This is a genomic window from Kordiimonas aquimaris, assembly GCF_025574485.1.
Lineage (GTDB): Bacteria > Pseudomonadota > Alphaproteobacteria > Sphingomonadales > Kordiimonadaceae > Kordiimonas > Kordiimonas aquimaris.
In genome coordinates this window covers 140,836-160,386 of sequence record NZ_JAOBPO010000002.1, presented here as the reverse complement: position 1 = coordinate 160,386, position 19,551 = coordinate 140,836, and the positions used below count along the sequence as shown (strand labels likewise).

The following is a 19,551-nucleotide window of genomic DNA, read 5'->3' as shown; positions in this document are numbered from 1 at the left end:
AGGATAAGATTATGCACACGGCAATCATGAAAATAACGCCTCGAAACCTGAGAAAAACAGCCATTTTTATCGGCCTTGGATGCGCTCTTGGCGCGTGCCAAACCACAGCACTAACAAGCGTGACACCCTCAGAAACAATTATGCGCAATGAAGTGAAGATGGTGCGCCTTCCGTACACTATTATGCCGGAAGAAGATCGTACTGCGACACCTTCGGCACACACTTTGGGGGGCATCAATGTGTTTCTCAACAGCGTTGATGTTGCACATTCTGACATTATTCTGATCGATGCACCCGAAGATACCGCACCTGAACGCATCAACTCGATCGCAGACCACCTGAAACAAGCAGGTCTTGTTTACGGCGGCACAGGTACTTTCGGCCAAACTCCCAAAGACGGCAATATAACGCTTTATATAGAGCGCTATATCGTCACACCACCAAATTGCGGCAATTGGTCAGCCGAGCAATCTATCAGTCAAAAGAACAACAGCAGTGCGCACCATGGCTGCGCGATGATGGCAAACCTTGGCTTGATGGTTGCTAACCCACGCGACCTTATTTCAGGAACAAACGGACGCACATCAACAGCTGCCGCGGTCAGCGCAATTTATACGCCGTCACCTACACCAACAGGCCCCACAATGACATTGTCCGTTCAAGGGCTACCGGGCGGCCCAACCACGACAACTGTCCCTGCACCAGTGCGCACACCGCCCAGTGGTAATCAGTAAGGAGAACAACCATGAATGCACTTGCATCATCTCTTGAAGCTGCCCCCAGCACACGGGCGCCTTTTGCCGCTTTCATTTGCGATGATACATCCAGTGAAATGTTGAATGCCATAGTAGAGACACGCGGTTGGGATAACAGTATGGTTTTTGCTGGTGGTGTCGCCGCTGCGGTTCGCATGCTGGGTGGCATGCCCTGCCCTGAATTTCTGATCGTTGACCTTGCGGAAAGCAAAGATGCCCGGGCAGACATGCAAGCGCTAGCTGATGTATGCGAAGCTGGAACGCTGGTGCTCTCTATCGGTACAATCAACGATGTAACACTCTACCGCGACCTGATCGCCGCCGGTGTACATGACTATCTTGTTAAACCGCTTAATACAGATGCACTGGAAGATGCAATTGCATCCGCTGAAGCTGCGCTTGCCACAACGGATGAAAACACAACGCCTGCAGAAGAAACAACAGGAACAAATGTTGCTTTTGTTGGTGTGCGCGGCGGGCTAGGCACAAGCACCATCGTTACAAACATTGCCTGGTTACTGGCAGAGCGTGATCAGCCTACGGCATTGCTTGACCTAGACCTGTATTTTGGTACATCCGCGATGCAATTTGACATGGAGCCCGGGCGCGGCCTTGCTGACGCACTTGATAACCCTGAACGTGTAGACGGACTGTTTCTTGAGCGAGCCGTGGTAAAACCACATGCCAACCTGTCTATACTCGGCGCAGAAGCAGCCGTTGGTTCCATGCCTGAACCTGCAGAAGGTGTGCTGCATCACCTTATCCAATCTCTCGCCGAGAACTTCACTAATGTTGTTGTAGATATACCGCGCCAAGTCCTTGGTCATCATACCGACACCCTTAAGGCGGCAAAAGACATTGTGCTGGTTACAGATTACTCTCTAACCGCTGCACGCGATTGTATCCGCTTGCTTGCCCACATTCGCCTAAGTGCTCCTACCGCAAAGGTGCATATAGTGGCGATTAAAGGTGCTGCAGCAGGTCAGGAAGTGAATGAAAAAGATTTTGAAAACTCAATTGAGCACACAATCAGCAGCTACATTCCTTTTGATGCCAAAGCCACGGCGCAAGCTGCACAACAAGGCAAGCTTGTAGTCGATAGTGCGGCAAATTCAAAATTATCTGCTGCGCTGAAAGATATTGCGAACCTGATATCACCGGCAAATCCGGACGCAAGCCACAAGTCTGGCTGGCTCAAAAAACTGATGAGCAAATCATAAGTTAGAGATGGGTGCAGGCACATGAAACCACAAGCATTTGGAAGAAAGAAGCTAGGCGGCGGCCGCAGTCCCGCTGGTGGGTTTGGTGTGGGTTTTGGTAAGAATACTACTATACCCGTTTCACCAACGGACCCACGCCCTGCTACGCCGAACGCTAAACCCGCAAATGACACCGCGGTTGTCCCTGATGAAATAAGCACAAAAGTACCTGAAGCCAATAATGAAGCTTCAGAAGGTACAGTGGATCGTTTAGCCGTACTCGGTGACCAAGTGCTCACCAAATGTTTCACTGCCGATGAACTACGTATGGCAACCAAAAGTGAAGTAACAACCAAACTGTTTGCTATCGTTTCCGATCTTGCTGAAGCCGACGAACTCGAAGTAAGCGAACAAGAAAAACGCGACGTTGCGACCTACCTTTTAAATGAAGCGCAATCAACAATTGGTCCTATAGGTGAAAGCGACAAACCAACAAATAAAGATAATGAAGCCAAACCGGACAAACTAAAAGCATTGCTGGATGCCAAAACGCGCATCCAAAGCCTTTTGATGGAACACATTGACCCAACAGCTGCAGCAATGTTGCCTCGCCCTGAACTTGCAGAACAGGTCGGTGAAGTTGTCGGCGAATTACTTGTTCAGGAAAAGATAAACCTGAACCTGAAAGAACAGAAGCAACTGGTTACATTGCTGCTGGACGACATGCTGGGTCTTGGCCCACTGGAACCATTGCTTGCCGATGAAACAATATCTGACATCATGGTCAACGGTCCCAATCAGGTTTATGTGGAACAAAAAGGCCGACTAACACTAACAGACGTAAGCTTCCGCGATAACCAGCACCTGATGAATATCGCGCAGCGCATTGTAACTGCTGTTGGGCGGCGCGTTGATGAAAGCTCGCCGATTTGTGATGCTCGCTTGGCAGACGGTAGCCGCGTAAATGTGATTGCTCCGCCTCTAGCGATTGACGGTGCATCCATTTCTATTCGGAAATTCACTAAAGACAAGATCACGCTCGATAAAATGCTGGATTTTGGCAGTATTTCGCCGCCACTCGCCAAAGTGTTGAAAATTGCTGGCGCGTGCCGCCTGAACATCTTGATTTCAGGCGGTACCGGTTCAGGCAAAACCACCATGCTAAACGCCCTATCGCGCATGATCGACCAAGGCGAGCGGGTTGTCACCATTGAGGATGCTGCAGAGCTGCAGCTTCAGCAACCACATGTGGTGCGCCTTGAAACACGACCTGCCAACCTGGAAGGCAGCGGCGAAATTGATATGCGTGACCTGGTTAAGAATGCGCTCCGTATGCGCCCTGACCGTATCATTCTCGGTGAAATCAGAGGCGGGGAAGCCATTGATATGCTGCAGGCTATGAACACTGGCCACGATGGGTCAATGGGCACCATTCATGCCAACCGTCCGCGAGAAGCGCTTACCCGCCTTGAAAACATGGTCAATATGGCAGGGCTGAACCTGCCGCCGAAAGCCATTCGTGAACAGGTTTCAGCGTCACTTGACTTAATCGTTCAGGTACAGCGGATGCGCGACGGCGGAAGGCGCACCACCCACGTCACTGAAGTTGTTGGCATGGAAGGCGACGTAATCACCACACAAGACCTGTTCAAATATGAATTTACCGGAGAGGACGAATCTGGGCGCCTGACCGGTACGTTCAAATCAACAGGTGTGCGCCCTCACTTCCTCACTAATGCTGAATACTTCGGATTGGACCGTGCCCTGATGGATGCAATGAACGGATAAAGATATGCAGGATACAAACACAACAATTATTATTTTTGCAGCAGTTATCATGCTGGTTGTGCTGCTTATCGTTTTGCTCGTGCTGGCACGATTGCTTGGTAAAGGCCAAAAGCAAACACAGATGAAACTTGAACGCTTTAAGATGCGCTTCAACAAAACAGTAGCAGCCAGTAGTGAAGCAACACGTTCAATTCGCTTGAACCAACAACAATCTGGTTTGGCTGCAACGCTTGCCGGCCTTCTGCCACGGCGCGAACAAATACAAAAACGGTTGGCAAAAGCTGGTATGGAAACAGAACTATCACGCTATGCATTAGTGTGCGGAGCGATTGCGATCGGTGCTATCATCTTTTTCCTCATTGCTGATTTCGCGCCGCTAATGGCGCTAGCGCTCGGTGTGATTATTGGTGTTGGTTTGCCTCACGTCTTCGTGGGCAAACGCATCGCAAGTCGGATGGAGCGTTTTACCAAACAGTTTCCCGAAGCCATTGACCTTATTGTACGTGGGCTGAAGTCAGGCTTGCCAGTTAACGAATGTATTGCAAACGTAGGCGTTGAGTTAAGTGCCCCGACCGGCATAGAATTTCAGAAAATCACCGACGCCATGCGCCTCGGCAAACAGTTAGAAGAAGCCTTGTGGGAAACCGCAGACCGGCTGGACACCCCAGATTTTAAATTCTTCGTTATTTCGCTGGTGGTACAGCGCGAAACAGGTGGCAATTTGGGTGAAACCTTAGGCAATCTGTCCAGCATTTTGCGCCAACGCCAATCAATGAAATTAAAGATCCGCGCCATGTCTTCCGAAGCAAAGGCCAGTGCATGGATTGTGGGTGTGTTGCCGTTCATCATGCTCGCGATGATCATGCTGATTAACTACGATTACGGCATCATTCTATTTACACACCCCAAAGCCATAATGGCTGGGATTGGTGCTTTGATATGGATGAGTTTAGGTCTGATTGTCATGGCTAAAATGATTAAGTTTGAGGTGTAACAATGGATGCGTTTGAAGAAGTTTTGGGAATTCCAGCTATCGACATCCTGTCCGTCATGGCAGGGCTTGTTGCTTTCATGGTTTTGCTTGCTGTCTATCAAACAGCGCTTGCACCCAACCCGATGCGCGGGCGCGTTAAGTCACTGCAAGAACGCCGTGACGCCCTAAAGGCAGGCCTTATACGTTCAACCAAACGCCGCACCACTATTCGTCACGCGGACAATGTTGGTGCACTGCGTATACTCGCTGAAAAACTTAAACTGTTACAAAGCGAGCAAACAAACAAAATCACAGGGTCGCTCGCTCAAGCCGGCTTCAGGTCCAAAGACGCGCTCGTAATTTATCAGGTAACGCGGCTCTCGTTACCAATGGTCATGGGGCTTGTTGGCATCATTTTGTTTTACGGTATGGGTGTTATGGCACAATATGCAAATTTCCATCCGGTATTTGCCTCAGGCATGGTCTTCCTTGGCCTGAAAATGCCAGACATCTACATCTCAAATGTGAAGCAAAAACGTACCGACGCTATTCGAAAAGGCCTGCCTGATGCGCTTGACCTGCTCGTCGTATGTGCTGAAGCGGGGCTAACGCTGGATAGCGCCCTCAATCGTGTTGCCAAGGAACTACAACGTGCTGCACCGGAACTTTCAGAAGAGTTTACTCTCACATCCATTGAGCTTGGTTTTCTGCCCGAACGACGGCAGGCACTAGTGAATCTGTCTGACCGCGTAGACCTTCCGGCATTGCGCGGCGTAGTGACAACACTGGTGCAAAGTGAAAGATACGGCACGCCGCTCGCCACCAGTTTGCGGGTGCTTTCTGCAGAGTTTAGAAACGAACGTTTGATGAAAGCAGAAGAAAAAGCCGCCCGTCTGCCAGCAACGCTGACGGTGCCGCTAATTCTGTTTATTCTACCCACACTATTTGTTGTACTGCTTGGGCCAGCAAGCTGCAAAGTGGTAGATGATTTCATTGCCAAGAACTAAACCGTGTCATTTACTTCCGGCAGGCTCATCTGACATGGGCCTGCCATCAAACTCCAAGCGATCAGTTTTTGTTCGCACACACTCTGCATCAAACACAAACTGTCTTCGCTTCATAAAATCTCAAACACTCAGAAGCGACCTTCCTGAGCCAGTCATAGTGTGACTGACAGTCTGCTTGCGATCTTCGGTTGATTACATGAGATATCCGGTGTGTTTTGCACTTCCTGTTTCGATCGCGAACAGGTATTGATCATGCATGTTATCTTCAGAAATGCGTACCTTTTTCAAAGTTCAAATTTTAGTGTGGGCAGCGCTAATCATCTTCACACGTTTAAGCTGGTTTGACCCTGAAACTGTTCCAAGCTGGACAAGCCTGATTTTGTATTCAACATTTGGTTTCATATGCTCATCAGGGCTGGCTGTATTTTTTACCAGATTATTCGACCGACCCGCTGCCACACAGATTGCACTATCATTGATAGCAACAATTGGAGCAGCCCTTTTGTGGCGCGGTTCATTTAATGCGCTTTCATACCATGTGCTTATGTTTGCCGATAATCATTATGAATTTTGGGGCTACTTTCATTATGGCAGGCAATCAACTTTTCAGCTGTTGTGTTGGTCAGGCCTGTTCTGGGCGGTGCATTATTACCGGCAATATTATGCACAACTAAAAGCCCCACCATCTGCCAAACCAAAAATTCCAGTCACAGAATCAACAAATGGAAATAATCGGGTTGCCTTAAAAGACGGTAACACCACTCGATTAATCGACATTAACACCATAGAATCGATTGTCTCCGGTAAAGACTATCTGTGCATCACAGTCGGCGAAGACGTCTTGGTTCATCGCGCAACAATGAAGGGCTTTATAGAAAACCTGCCGTCAAACTTCATGCGATGTCATCGATCTCACACCGTGAATATAGATTTTGTTGTTGGCATTGCCAACGATCACGATCAAACATCGATCCTGATGCACAATGGAGACAAACACTCTGTAAGTCGCCGCTACAAAGGAAGTATCAAATCACGCCTGTCAGGTATTTAGCTAGCTTAAGCTTAAACTTTCCGAATCATCATTGCGGGCATTAATCGGCTAATCCTTGGTTTAGCAATGCTGCAGTTTTCAATACCATCGGCCTCTCACTGAAGCGAAAGGCGCACAAGTGTGGCTTCAAAATCTCATTTTGAAGCAATAAAATCAGCATTTATAATATTTAATCGAGAGAATCATTGACCCAGCGGTCAAATTTTGGTCTTCTAGGCGGTGCGAGAGGGCGCGACTCTGTTGTGCCCACTCCTGTTGTGACCGCCTCTGTGCGGTTACACTATCCTCGCTGTCGTGACTCGGGCCGGGTTTTTACCCGGCCATTTTTTTGTCTAACTACCAAAAAGCATGCGTTTAGTGCGCTTATTCACAACAAATTCAGAACAGCAAGAATATACAGTGTCGCAGCATTAAGCGGTTGGCATCAAACGAGCTGCATAAAAGAATTGAATTGTGACAACAATTGGGCAGGCTGCCTTTATTGATCATATCAAGCGTTTAAACGTTTAAACCATGCGACAAGTTGAAACATCTTGTCTTCAGGGCCGCCTTATTTATAATCGGGTAAAGCATAAATAGACATTTTAAAAATCGGAATATTCGATGAGCTTTCCTCCTACATTAAAACAACTGCGCTACCTGGTTGCTCTACATAAAACCAATCATTTTGGAAAAGCAGCAGACGCAAGTCACGTGACGCAATCCACATTATCTGCTGGTATTCAAGAGTTGGAAAGCTTGCTCGGCACACAACTTGTAGAGCGCACAAAACGTTCCGTTATGTTTACAGCGCTCGGTGAGGAGATGGTGCGTCGCGCCCAAGACATTCTTAATGACGTCGATGATCTAACCGACCTCGCTTCTGCTGCAAAGGACCCTATGCGCGGTGTTGTTCGCATGGGTGTCATTCCAACCATCGCACCGTATCTTTTGCCGCGCGTTGTGCCTGCTATCAGTAAAACTTTACCCGATCTTGAATTGCATTTGCGTGAAGAAAAGTCAGCGGATTTATGTGACCTGCTGCGTGCTGGCGAACTGGATGTGGTACTTTATGCATTGCCTTTTGACTGCGGTGATGCACACGAGATGCCTCTTTTCCCTGACAGGTTTGTTGCGGCATTTCCCAAGGGAGAAGCGCCCGGTGACAGCATACACAGCAGCGAACTGGATGAAGAGCGCCTACTCTTACTGGAAGAAGGGCACTGTTTGCGTGATCATGCACTTGCAGCCTGTCAACTACTGGGAAGGCGCGCCCGCAGAGAACTGGCCAATACAAGCCTCGCTACCATATTGCCAATGGTATCAGCAGGACACGGCATCACCTTATTACCTGGCATGGCTGTAGAAGCAGGCATAACAGAAAATATCGATGTAGATATCGTCACATTTAGTGATATCATTCCAACGCGCATGATCGGGTTAATTTGGCGCAAGACCAACCCGCGTGCACCAACATTTGAAGCGCTGGGCAATGCCATCCGTAGTGCCGCAGCACATCCAACTGCTTAAGTATATTGGCGCTGTATTCGCGGCGCAAAGCACAACGTGTTCCGAGTCCAAAATACCGGCGATTAAAAATTTTAAATCCGGGGGCTAATCGCTGAAATATTAACAAGGACAAAGCTATGCAAATCTTGCGGCTAGACCATGTGAGCGACGGAAGGCACGATCCGGCGATCAAAGATTATTATATAGGACCATCATTTCTGGGCAAAATGCCACCTGAAAAAAACCTTGATACCTTCCGTGGTATTTTGCGCGACAAAGACACAGTTGACGTATTTGACTGGTGGCTATCCTTGGTAAAAGACGGACTACCACCGAAAAAATCGTCTATTCTGCTACGTGATATGGGCCGCTTTGCCAAAAACATAGGCTTGGTGATTTGCACACCCGACGGCAAGGCACAATTCCGGCTTGCAGGTAGCGGCATTGAAGAACTGGCCGGGCGCTCACTTGGTGGCTTTGATGTGAACGAGGCAAGCCCTTTATCTACCGAATTATGCCAACTTGCGTGGCAAACCCAAATCGAGGAACGCCGCTTAAGGTACTATACACGAGACCTCCGTCATTTTGACAAGGAATACCGTAACGTATGCATACTTGAATTGCCCGTATCGGACGGGGATTTGGGCCGCTATAAATATGTTCTGTCATACATTACCGCCTTGCCGACACCTCATTAAATGTCATCAATCGGCCCTTTTCAAATTAAATGCATTTACCCAAGCAACAATGCCGCGTAGCGTTTGCACCATCAATGACGATGGATAGTGAACCATGCGGTACATATGGGCAACAATTGGACTGATAGCGTTAGGCCTTGGGCTGGTGGGTGTTGTACTGCCGCTTCTGCCGACAACGCCGTTTCTACTGGTCGCCGCCTTTGCCTTTGCACGCAGTTCGCCGCGTTTGTCAGCTTGGCTCATAAACCACCAGACTTTTGGCCCTTTAATCAAAAACTGGCAAACGCACGGCAGTATTAACAGACGCACCAAAAAGGTTGCCGCCTTTACAATGCTGCTTGCTTTTCTGCTGTCAGTTGCGCTCGGTGTGGCACAGCACGTGCTAATTATTCAAGCAGTTGTATTGTCTCTGGCGGCGCTATTCGTCCTCACGCGACCACACGGCCCTGAGTAACCCAAGCGTAATGCCATCTATAATACAGCGTCACCCTTTAATACTTTTCAAGAATGTTACCATTGCTTTCACCAAAGTTGGATAGCCTTCCTGCTTGAGAGAAGCGCCTGCTATAGCAGTCTTTGTTTGCGGGTCATACAATACAAGCGTGCCCCAAAAACCACCATGTTCATAAACCTCAAGACCACTGTAATTTTTTACAAACACTGCGTGCCGGTATGGACTGCCTTCCGGCAAACCATCCTGAGAAAGCATAGTGGTCAATGTTGATGAGTTTTCATATATTTTGCCATTAAATAACAGGCTGTAAAACAGTGCCACGTCACGCATACTAGCAACCAAACCACCACCACCATAAAGGTCAACTGACGGGTCCCATGTGTATGTATCTTGTCCTGCCATATATTGGTGAACACGCTTTTCGGCAGGTACGCTGCGGCTGTCTCCGCGCTCCCAAACTGTTTGGGTAAGGCCATGCCTATCCAAGCCAACCAGCCACCGCACTGCAACAGGCAAAGCCTCTCCGGTGAGGCGTTCAATCATATGCCCCATCAGCACAAACCCTGTATCGGAATAGAAGAACTTTTCACCCGGCGCGCCCACCGGGTCTCCCCATGCAGCGCCTGCATTAATTTGCTCCGTGCGGGTCCAGACATGATGCGGATTTGTCATTAATGAATTAAGGAAGTTATTCGTTTGAGCATGATCAAAGAAGCCGGCTGTGTGGCTAATCACATGCTTTAAAGTAATAATGTTTGTATCGTACCCATCGCTGGTGAGCACCTCATTATACTCCGCATCGATTAATGTGTTTATCGGTGCATCCAAACTGAGGCGCCCCTGCTCAACCAAACGCAAGACGGCTGTTCCAACATAACTTTTAGTAATACTGGCAAGACGAAACATATGGTCACTATCAAGCAGCGTGCCATCAGGTGCTGCAACGCCGGATGCGGCGCCGTAGCTATCGTCACCCGCGACTACATGGAAGGCGTACCCCACAGGGCCCGCTGCCGCAGGCGGCGGGCTGTCCATAGCTTGATCTAACGCTATTTGTAGCTTTTCCGGCGAGGCCGCAACCGTAAAAGACATGAACACTGTAAGCAAAAATAGAATCGTTCCCCGCATTGTTAATCTCCCGACTTTAACTAACTAATTGTTACTTCTGCTTGCAAAACCATCTCTATCGACGGTGAAGGCTCCGTGCGCGCAGCAGCCTCGCCAAGCGTTTCTGTCAAAAACTCAAACCCCAGCTTTTCAAGAACACGCCCCGATGCAGGGTTGTCCTTGAAATAACCTGCATAGATTTTATCCCTGTAGCCATCAGACCGGATGCGTTCCACCACCAACCGTGCAGCCTGTGTGGCATATCCCTTACCGCGATGATCGCGGTGAATAGCGTATCCGATTTCGCGGCCACCAGTTTCAGCAGTAAACCACCCTGCATTGCCGACCAGTGTTTCACCGTCATAAAGACCCCAGTCCTGGGCTGTGCCTGCCACTTCCATTGCACGTTTTTTATCAAGACGTTCCTGCGCCCACGCACGCGTAATGGGGTAAGGAATGCTGCCCGTATTCACGGCAAGTGTTGGATCGTTCAGCATGTGAAAAAATGCATCAAGATCAGTATCCGGGATAGATCTCAGCGTTAACATGACCCCTGCCTTGCTATTCTTGTTGTGTTTTTGGCTGGATAACCAGCGCCCCATATGAAAGTATTCTACTCACTAACAGAACGTTTCAAGTAAATAGCGTTAGGTCGTGCCTGATTGTGGGACAGGTGCCGCGCACGTCACGTATGTTTGGAATAAGCCTATGGCAGCACAGAAACCAAATACCGGATTGAGACTTAATGAAAGCACAGGCCTTGTTGCATGTGTTGCGATTATTTTGTTTACGTTCCTTGGCGTGGCATACAGCATGAAAATGGATGCAATAGAAACACTACCTTACGTGATGCGTCCAACAGCATGGCTAGCGTTCGCACTGTTCATCACGGCCTTCACTGCTTCCAGCATTCGCATTTTGTATGACATGCCCTACAGCCGCTGGGCGATGCGCAACCGACGATATATTGGAATTTCGTTTGCGCTCGTGCATTTTGTGCATGCAGGCATCGTACTTTCAAACCTTGTTTTTACAGAGGCAACGCGCACTGCAGGAGAACTTTCTGGCGGCGGCCTCGCTTACTTATTTCTGTTTTTAATGGCGGTCACATCTAACAATGCAAGTGTGCGCAAAATGGGCGCAAAAAACTGGAAACGACTACATAAAATTGGCAGTTATTATATCTGGCTGATTTTCATAGGGCGCTCGTTGCCTGTTGCGCTAGCGGAGGGAATAACTCATGCTGCTATTCCTACCGTTTGCTTGCTCGCACTTGCGCTGCGCATAGCAGCAAGGCAAAAACTGAAACGGCGTAAACCTTAATACTTGGCGTTCAAACATGACGTTAATATGAGTATTTAATACAGAGGCTTTCTCACTATGCATATTCCATTTCTTGGCAATTCGATCCTTAACCCGGCGCTCGCTATGATCACATGGACCCTGATTATGTGGGTGTGGATGTATGCAACACGACTGCCTGCCATGAGCAAAGCAAAAATCGACCCGCAGGATGCCGCCCACCCCGGATCACTGAATGTGCTGCCAGCTGGTGCACGCCGCGTAGCTGACAACTATAACCACCTGCATGAGCAACCAACCATCTTTTATGCGTTGATGTTTTACAGCCATATTGTCGGCGTTAGTGACAACCTTAACATTTTGCTGGCATGGAGTTATGTGGGTGTACGGGTACTGCATTCGCTGCTGCAGGCAACGGTTAATATTGTACTGATCCGCTTCCTTCTATTTGTAGCCAGCGCCTTGATTTTGGTTGCAATTACGGCCCGCAATATCACGTTTGCTCTCTAGCATAGAAACAGTGTTGACAGGAAACCAACTGCCCTTATGAATACAACCAACGGGTTAGTGGAAACACTAATCAGGATTATTCTTTGGGGGTCTAGTCAATGGTTTTATCTGCGTATTTTACGCTCGCAAAAGTGCGTCCTGCGCTTCCTGAGTACACACAACATTACCACATCACATCTTTGCTGATGATGTAGCGAAACCTCACTGCTGCATACGCAGCCCTCTTTCTCATTTTGACATCGCCTACTTCATTTAGGAACTCTTATGCCTCTTTTTACCGGCACATCAGGCAACGACACGCTTACTGGTTCAGACGAAAATGACACCCTAGAAGGCCTCGCCGGCGACGACCTTTTAGAAGGCGGCGCGGGCAACGACACGCTTAATGGCGGCGAAGGAGACGACACACTCAACGGCGGTGCTGGCGATGATTTCTTTGCAAATAGCCCTGGTAATGATTTCATTGATGGCGGCGATGGCATTGACACCGTCAGCTACGCAGACTCTACTGATATTGTTTTTGTGCGTCTTGGCTTTTTCTTTACCCCCACGTCCAGCAGTAGTGTTCGCGGTAACATTGTCACCTTTCTGGATGGATCCAACAGCAGTTTTGATAACCTAATCAACATTGAAAACATTATCGGGTCGACTCAACGCGACTTTATCACTGGAAACGCTGCGAATAACCGCTTGGAAGGTAATGGAGGCAATGACCTGCTTGATGGTAGGGAAGGTGCAGATACTCTAATCGGTTCCAGTAACAGAGAAGATTATGCTGGAGTAAACTATGAAGAATCCCCTGCAGGTATAATAATCAATCTGCAAGTCGGCACAGGAAGTGGTGGCCATGCTGAGGGTGATGTCCTAATTAACATCCGCCGCATATTTGGTAGTCACTTTGATGACTTTCTGACAGGTTCTGATCTCGGCGTTGTACTGGACGGCCGCGGCGGAAGCGACACACTTATTGGTGGTGCGGGCGACGATATTATCATTGCAGGCACCTCTATAGCTATTGATGGTCAATTTACGCCCAATAATAATTTAATTCGGGCAGGTGCAGGAGATGATGATATCCGGGGTTCTTTTGATGGTGCCGATACAATTGACGGTGGCTCCGGAGTTGACTCTATCAGTTATGTCAACAATCTTGCCATAAATGCCGACCTAGCAGCTGGCACCGTAGACAAAGGGGAAGCAAATTCACCAAACTTTTCAATTGGTGATGATGTTCTAATAGATATTGAGAACATCACCGGCAGCTCTCAGAACAACGACACATTACTGGGGTCTCAAGCTAACAATATTCTCCAGGGTTTAGGCGGCGATGACCTTATCGATGGTCAAGGCGGCAATGATACTCTGAATGCCGATGCAGGCAACGACACCATTACAGGCGGCGCTGGTGATGATCAAATTGACGTAGGGGATGGAGCAAACCTTATCGTATTTGCCAATAATCACGGCGATGATACTATCGCAGGGCTAACGTCCGCAGATACATTAGATTTTTCTGATTTATCCAGAAGCTCTTTTGAGAACATTGATGACCTTATTGCCAATGCAAGTGATGTTGAGCGGAACGGTGTAGTTGGCGTTCTGGTTGACTCAGGTTCTGGAAATAGCATTTTTCTTATTGGGCGCAGTGTCGATAACCTTGATAATCTCAATTATGTTTTCCCCGATGGATCAGTCTTCACCAATGTTAATGTCGGCGTGACTGGTAGACCTGGTGATCAAACCGATGGTGACGACAGTATCACTGGTAGTGGAAGTAGTGACGAAACCATTGAAGGCGGAGCTGGCGACGACACGCTTACTTCTGGACAGGTTGAATTTAGATCGCACAATGACTTACTTGATGGAGGCGATGGCAACGACCTAATCACTGGCGGCAGCTTTCATAGCCCATTTGGAGGCGACACTCTGTTAGGTGGTAACGGCGATGATACACTATTAGGTGGTCGCGGCGGCGATCTTTTGGAAGGTGGCTCCGGCGATGACAGTTTGGAAGCAGGTTTTGATAACAGCGCAACAAGAACAAATGACACCCTTATTGGCGGCGAAGGAAATGATGTACTTATTGCGAGTAGAGGATTCGATATAGCCGTAGGTGGACCAGGTGCAGATACCATTCGCGGCGGCACAGCAGATTATTCTGACTCAACTGCTGCAATTAATGTTGACGCTCTTCTCGGCACAGGCCGAGGTGGCGATGCTGAAGGTGATGTATTAGAGAATATATCTGGCATCATTGGAACTGATTTTGACGACCGCATAATAGGCAACACATTTAGCAACAGGTTGTTTGGCGGGGCTGGAAACGATACGCTTTCAGGCGGAGATGGTAATGATCATATTACGGGCGGCGAAGGCCGCGATGTACTGAATGGTGGAAACGGTATTGATACCGTTTCATACACAGGCAATAGCACCGCCGTTACTGTTAATCTAAATTCATCAAATGGCAATACTGAGCAGGTTGCAGGGTTTGAATACATTGAAGGTTCACCGTTTTCTGATCGATTGACTGGCAACAATTCTGCCAATCGTATTACGGGCGATGCCGGAGACGACAATATCTTAGGTGGCAGCGGCGATGACACTCTTACCGGAGACCAAGGGGATGACTTTATCAGGGGTGATCAGGGCAATGATCGTATCGAGGGTGGAGATGGTAACGACCGAATTTTCGCTGGTCCGGGAGATACAGGCAATGACACTATCCGAGGTGGAAACGGTAATGACCTGATCGGAGCCGGAGCAGGCAATGACGAGGTTTTTGGTGGAGGAAGTACAGCTTCTACTGCAGGTAATGATACTATATTTGGCGGGGATGGAGACGACTCATTATATGGAGGCGCATCAATTAGTGGAAGCGGCACCGGTGCTAATGTAATTTATGCTGGCTCTGGGAATGACATAGTTAGAGGTGAAGCTGGTAATGACACCCTTGGGGGTGGCACAGGAAGTGATAATATCGTTGGTAATGGGGGCGATGACGTAATATACGGCGGACTTGGCGCAAATAATAGTAACGATACAATTGACGGCGGGGATGGCAACGATCAAATATTTGCTGGATCAGGCGATGATCGTGTAATAGGTAACCGCGGTAATGATACTCTGTTTGGTGGCAGTGGCAACGATACAATTGAGGGTGGGCTAGGCGCCGACCTTATATTTGGCGGCAGCGGCGATGACAGTTTGAGCGGAGGCTTCGGAGGCGACACATTTGCATTCATTACAGGCTTCGGTACTGACGTTATCACTGACTTTGAAGTATCAAACAGCGGTCCAAATACGCTCGATTTCACAGAAATTAATGGCTTAACGATTGATGTAATCACGGGTGCAGCAACATTCAGTGGGAACTCCACAATACTAACACTAGTGGGGCATGGTACACTCACGCTAGAAGGTGTAGATGAAACCAAGTTCCAAGCCATTATCGACAATGATCAGATATTGGTTTGATTTCAGGTAGACAGGCTATTCAAAGAAAAAGCCGGGGCATGCCCCGGCTTTTGTGTTTGTTTGAGATACCAGTTAAGCACCATGAATTTCAGCTACAGCTATTTATCAAACGCAGGTGCACGGTCCAAATCCTTGTATCGGTCACGCAACTTAGTTAGGCGCGAAACAAGCGGCAATTGCTCACCTGCAATCAACACGACATCAGGGCTGGACATCACCTCTAACGGGTCACCGTCCCACACCACAACGTCTGCGTCTTTGCCAGCAGCAAGCGCACCATAGCTGTCATCAATGCCGAAGATTTCAGCAGGGTTCACCGTTAGCGCATCCATTGCAGCAGCCCACGGCATTCCCATGGAAACAGCAATGCCTGCATTTTGCACCACAAGCACAGTGTTGTGCGTGCCTGGCGGAATAAACGCAACTTTCACACCAGCATTGTGCAAACGGCCAGCCGCAGCACTGGTGCGCGCCAGCGTATCAAAGTTGCCCGGCAGGTTCGCTGACGGGTCCAGCACCACAGGAATACCCGCAGCGGCCAGTTCATCAGCTACCATCCATGCTTCACCGGCACCGCCAAGAATAACGTCGATATCGAAGCGTTTCTTCAGCGCAATAAGCTGCAGAATGTCAGCCTTGCGTTCAACCGTTGCATAAACAGGCATATCACCGTTCATTACTTTGGTCATCGCAACGTCAGCTGGAGATGGCTTTTTGGGTTTAGCGTCAGATTTACCTTCTGACTTAGTGGTACTACTGCCTTTTTTACGCATTGCTTCTTCAAACTTGGCGTTTACCTGGCTCCATAAAGCCGCGCGGCTACCGCCGTTTTTCTCTGCAGACCCTTCGTCAAGGTCAAGACCCAGAAAAGCGCGTTCTTTCACGACAACATCGTCGTCGGTCAACTTAACGATGGCACCCTGCCCCATCCACATATCGGTGGAGCTGCTGGTACGTGTCATTGCCCGCGTTACACCGCCGATGCGCGTATTAGCAAAAACAGGTGAAGCAGGATTAATGGCATAAGCCGCATCAAGGCCAATACCATCTTTTGCTTTGTCAGCGCGGGCATCCACGATGCCACCTGAAAGTGCGACCTCAACAAGGCCAATGTTGGTGTCACCAGCCATAAAGCCGGCGGTAACCCATTTGCCCGTTGCATCAATGACGCGGTAACCCGCTGGCACTGCACCACCGGATGAAACACCTGTGATTTTACCATCAGATATCAGGATTGTGGCATTATCTACTTCGCCAGAACCGCCGTTTGTGAATGCCTTACCACCTGTAATGGCAATGTCTTCTGCAAATACTGCTGATGACATCATGGTCGCAGCAACTGCGACTAAAGAAACAAGCTTTCTCATTTCACATCTCCTTCACCAGGTTGGCCAAGCTCGAAATCCATCACCGGATTACTATCTGGGTTGTTACGGTCAAAAATAACCGCACCATCAACAAACGTTATGTCTGCTTTGGTATAAACACTGAACGGATCACCTGACCACAACACAACATCTGCGTCCTTGCCTGGCTCAAGTGTGCCTGTTTTATTATCAATACCAAGTGACTTGGCTGGATTAAGCGATAGCCACGTCCAAGCCTCAGCCTTCGAGATATCAACACCAGCCTTACGGCCATCAGCAAGTGCCTTGGCTGCTTCCTGATTCAAGCGCTGGATACCGCTTTGGCTGTCGGAGTGCACAATCGCACACGCACCAGCTTTGTGCACGAATGGAATATTCTCGCGAATGCCATCGTAAGCTTCCATCTTAAAGCCATACCAGTCTGCCCACATAGCCGAGCAAACACCTTCTTCGGCGAGTTTGTCAGCGATTTTATAACTGGCAACCGCGTGTTGGAACGACGTAATTTTATAGTTAAATTCCTTCGCAACATCGAGCATGGTTCCCATATCATCAGCGCGGTAACAGTGCATGTGCACTTTAATCTCATCGCGCAAAACCCCAGCAAGTGTGTCCAGGTTCAAGTCACGCTTGGGCGGCAACACATCAAAGCCTGCCTTATAATCTCGCTCGTATTTGTCCCATGCGCGCTGATACTCTTGTGCTTCAGCCCATGCGGCACGGTATCCTGCAACATTACCCATGCGGGTATGAGGGCGGAAATCACCACCGCGCGATCCATCAGCGTAAACACGTTTTGGATTTTCACCGCATGCCATTTTCAGACCGTACGGCGCACCCGGAAACTTCATGTCCTGCGATACACGCCCCGGCACATTTTTAAGCGTAACCGAACGCCCACCAACAAGGTTTGCAGAACCCGGCAGCACCTGCAGTGCGGTAACACCGCCTGCAAGAGCGCGAACAAAGCCCGGGTCTTGCGGCCAAAGCGCATGCTCGGCCCACGCATCACCCGTTACGGGCTCACCGACTTCATTGCCATCAGCATGCGATTGCACACCCGGGCTTGGGTAAACGCCCAAATGGCTATGCACATCTATAATACCCGGTGTAACCCAGCGACCCTCAGCATCAATCACATTAACTCCGTCCGGTGTTGGCCCATCTGGTCCCATGGCAACAATCTTGCCGCCTTCCAACAGAATAGAGCCACCATCAACACGGCCACCATTACCATCAAGGATGGTAGCGTTAATGATGAGTGTTGCTGTGCTTGGTAACGGTGTATAACTGGACGGAAACGGATCTTTGTTGATCTCAACAAACTCACCCTGCTCCGTATTGTTTGGGCTGCAGGCACTGATGGTTAACCCCATCACTGCAGCAAGTATAGCAGTGCGCGCAATCCCGCTGCCCCTTACGTGCTTATATATCATGGCTGTACTCTCCCTAAATCGTGTGCGGCTGATGGCCTGTGACACGCCGCCCCCGCGAACGGTTTAAACCTAACAAGGGAAAGAGAGAGAGTCACGCACAAGAGACAAGAAAGCTTAATCGTTTATGTTTTCAGGCAAGTGCAACACCCAATCATGATTGTCCTCATAACCAAGTGTAACAAGCGCATCGCCGTGAACCGCCAAGAATGCTTCGCCGACAGCACGTGTAAAAATACTGCGCCATTGTGCCGTCGCACCGGACCGTGCATGCGCATCCACTTTGTTGCCGCGCCCAAACAGAGACCAGCGATGAAAAGCTTCTTTCGCATGGCTACATTCTTCATCGGTCAGGCCTAGCTGCTGCATAACTGCGCCAAAATACTGCATCGTCTCGTCAGCTATCCAATCTTCATAACGGACCGTAATCATGCCGGGCAGTCGCGAAACGTCAGCGATCATATCGCGTGTAGTGGCATTCGCCACTTGTTGCGCCTCGAAGATATAACGTGATTGCATGTCTGGCTGCGCGTTTATTGCCTGTGCATATGACTGCCCACTTAGCGCACCCAATGGCTCATGCAGCCATGCCTCATCAGATTTCATATGATAATGTGCACCTGATATCACCACGTCACGCGGATCACGTATCATGCGGAACCCTACATAATCAGCGGCTAAAAGGTCTTTAGAAAAGCGGCAATGATGGTCCTGATAGAAACCAGACCTGAGTTCACCTTTGGCCACTTCTCGTTGGTTTTCAATGAACGAATGCCCCATCCTTTGCGCCGCATCCATAAATACCCGCTGCAACCAGACGGTACCAGTTTTATGGTATGTACCAATTAAAAGGATATCGTGTTTCAACAGCCTAAACCCTTATCATCACCGCAAAATAAAAACGGGAGCCAATGCCCCCGTTTTATCATTGTTATTTACAGT

The 19,551-nt window shown here is 48.9% G+C and carries 17 protein-coding genes; 12 read left to right on the top strand and 5 right to left on the bottom strand.

Annotation, left to right across the window (positions count from 1 at the left end):
• Positions 1-11: 11 nt before the first annotated feature.
• From OEU88_RS06470 to OEU88_RS06430, 9 genes are all read left to right on the top strand, one after another.
• The gene (locus tag OEU88_RS06470; RefSeq protein WP_262694319.1) at positions 12-734 is read left to right on the top strand and encodes a CpaD family pilus assembly protein; all 723 of its coding nucleotides are present in this window, start codon (positions 12-14) and stop codon (positions 732-734) included.
• Positions 735-745: 11 nt separating this feature from the next.
• Complete coding sequence (locus tag OEU88_RS06465) at positions 746-1,975, top strand: AAA family ATPase (RefSeq protein ID WP_262694318.1); 1,230 nt, start codon at positions 746-748, stop codon at positions 1,973-1,975.
• 21 nt (positions 1,976-1,996) lie between these two features.
• Entirely contained in the window at positions 1,997-3,742 is a 1,746-nt protein-coding gene (locus OEU88_RS06460; RefSeq protein WP_262694317.1) for a CpaF family protein, read from the top strand.
• Between the two features lie 4 nt (positions 3,743-3,746).
• Entirely contained in the window at positions 3,747-4,736 is a 990-nt protein-coding gene (locus OEU88_RS06455; protein ID WP_262694316.1) for a type II secretion system F family protein, read from the top strand.
• Positions 4,737-4,738: 2 nt separating this feature from the next.
• Positions 4,739-5,722, top strand: coding sequence for a type II secretion system F family protein (locus OEU88_RS06450; protein ID WP_262694315.1), 984 nt, complete (start codon positions 4,739-4,741; stop codon positions 5,720-5,722).
• Positions 5,723-5,978: 256 nt separating this feature from the next.
• Positions 5,979-6,773: a LytR/AlgR family response regulator transcription factor gene (locus OEU88_RS06445; protein ID WP_262694314.1), complete on the top strand. Its 795-nt coding sequence runs from the start codon at positions 5,979-5,981 to the stop codon at positions 6,771-6,773.
• Between the two features lie 603 nt (positions 6,774-7,376).
• The gene (locus tag OEU88_RS06440) at positions 7,377-8,282 is read left to right on the top strand and encodes a hydrogen peroxide-inducible genes activator (RefSeq protein ID WP_262694313.1); all 906 of its coding nucleotides are present in this window, start codon (positions 7,377-7,379) and stop codon (positions 8,280-8,282) included.
• Positions 8,283-8,398: 116 nt separating this feature from the next.
• A complete protein-coding gene (locus OEU88_RS06435; RefSeq protein WP_262694312.1) occupies positions 8,399-8,959 on the top strand; it encodes a PAS domain-containing protein in 561 nt (186 codons plus the stop codon).
• 94 nt (positions 8,960-9,053) lie between these two features.
• Positions 9,054-9,413, top strand: coding sequence for a YbaN family protein (locus OEU88_RS06430; RefSeq protein ID WP_262694311.1), 360 nt, complete (start codon positions 9,054-9,056; stop codon positions 9,411-9,413).
• A 30-nt stretch (positions 9,414-9,443) separates the two neighbouring features.
• Here the strand turns inward: OEU88_RS06430 and OEU88_RS06425 are convergent, their stop codons facing one another.
• Positions 9,444-10,541 carry a serine hydrolase domain-containing protein gene (locus tag OEU88_RS06425; protein WP_262694310.1) on the bottom strand — a complete coding sequence of 366 codons (1,098 nt, stop codon included), beginning with the start codon at positions 10,539-10,541 and terminating at the stop codon, positions 9,444-9,446.
• Between the two features lie 20 nt (positions 10,542-10,561).
• The gene (locus tag OEU88_RS06420; RefSeq protein WP_262694309.1) at positions 10,562-11,068 is read right to left on the bottom strand and encodes a GNAT family N-acetyltransferase; all 507 of its coding nucleotides are present in this window, start codon (positions 11,066-11,068) and stop codon (positions 10,562-10,564) included.
• Positions 11,069-11,228: 160 nt separating this feature from the next.
• Here OEU88_RS06420 and OEU88_RS06415 point away from each other — a divergent pair, with 160 nt between their 5' ends.
• From OEU88_RS06415 to OEU88_RS06405, 3 genes are all read left to right on the top strand, one after another.
• Entirely contained in the window at positions 11,229-11,843 is a 615-nt protein-coding gene (locus OEU88_RS06415) for a ferric reductase-like transmembrane domain-containing protein (RefSeq protein WP_262694308.1), read from the top strand.
• Between the two features lie 57 nt (positions 11,844-11,900).
• Positions 11,901-12,332, top strand: a complete 432-nt coding sequence (locus OEU88_RS06410) for an MAPEG family protein (protein WP_262694307.1) — start codon at positions 11,901-11,903, stop codon at positions 12,330-12,332.
• 264 nt (positions 12,333-12,596) lie between these two features.
• Entirely contained in the window at positions 12,597-15,809 is a 3,213-nt protein-coding gene (locus OEU88_RS06405; protein ID WP_262694306.1) for a beta strand repeat-containing protein, read from the top strand.
• A 98-nt stretch (positions 15,810-15,907) separates the two neighbouring features.
• Here the strand turns inward: OEU88_RS06405 and OEU88_RS06400 are convergent, their stop codons facing one another.
• From OEU88_RS06400 to OEU88_RS06390, 3 genes are all read right to left on the bottom strand, one after another.
• A complete protein-coding gene (locus OEU88_RS06400) occupies positions 15,908-17,176 on the bottom strand; it encodes an amidohydrolase family protein (protein WP_262694305.1) in 1,269 nt (422 codons plus the stop codon).
• Positions 17,173-18,612 carry an amidohydrolase gene (locus OEU88_RS06395; RefSeq protein ID WP_262694304.1) on the bottom strand — a complete coding sequence of 480 codons (1,440 nt, stop codon included), beginning with the start codon at positions 18,610-18,612 and terminating at the stop codon, positions 17,173-17,175. Before OEU88_RS06395 ends, OEU88_RS06400 begins: the two co-directional genes overlap by 4 nt.
• 114 nt (positions 18,613-18,726) lie before the next feature.
• Positions 18,727-19,476, bottom strand: coding sequence for a hypothetical protein (locus OEU88_RS06390; protein WP_262694303.1), 750 nt, complete (start codon positions 19,474-19,476; stop codon positions 18,727-18,729).
• Positions 19,477-19,551: the final 75 nt, after the last annotated feature.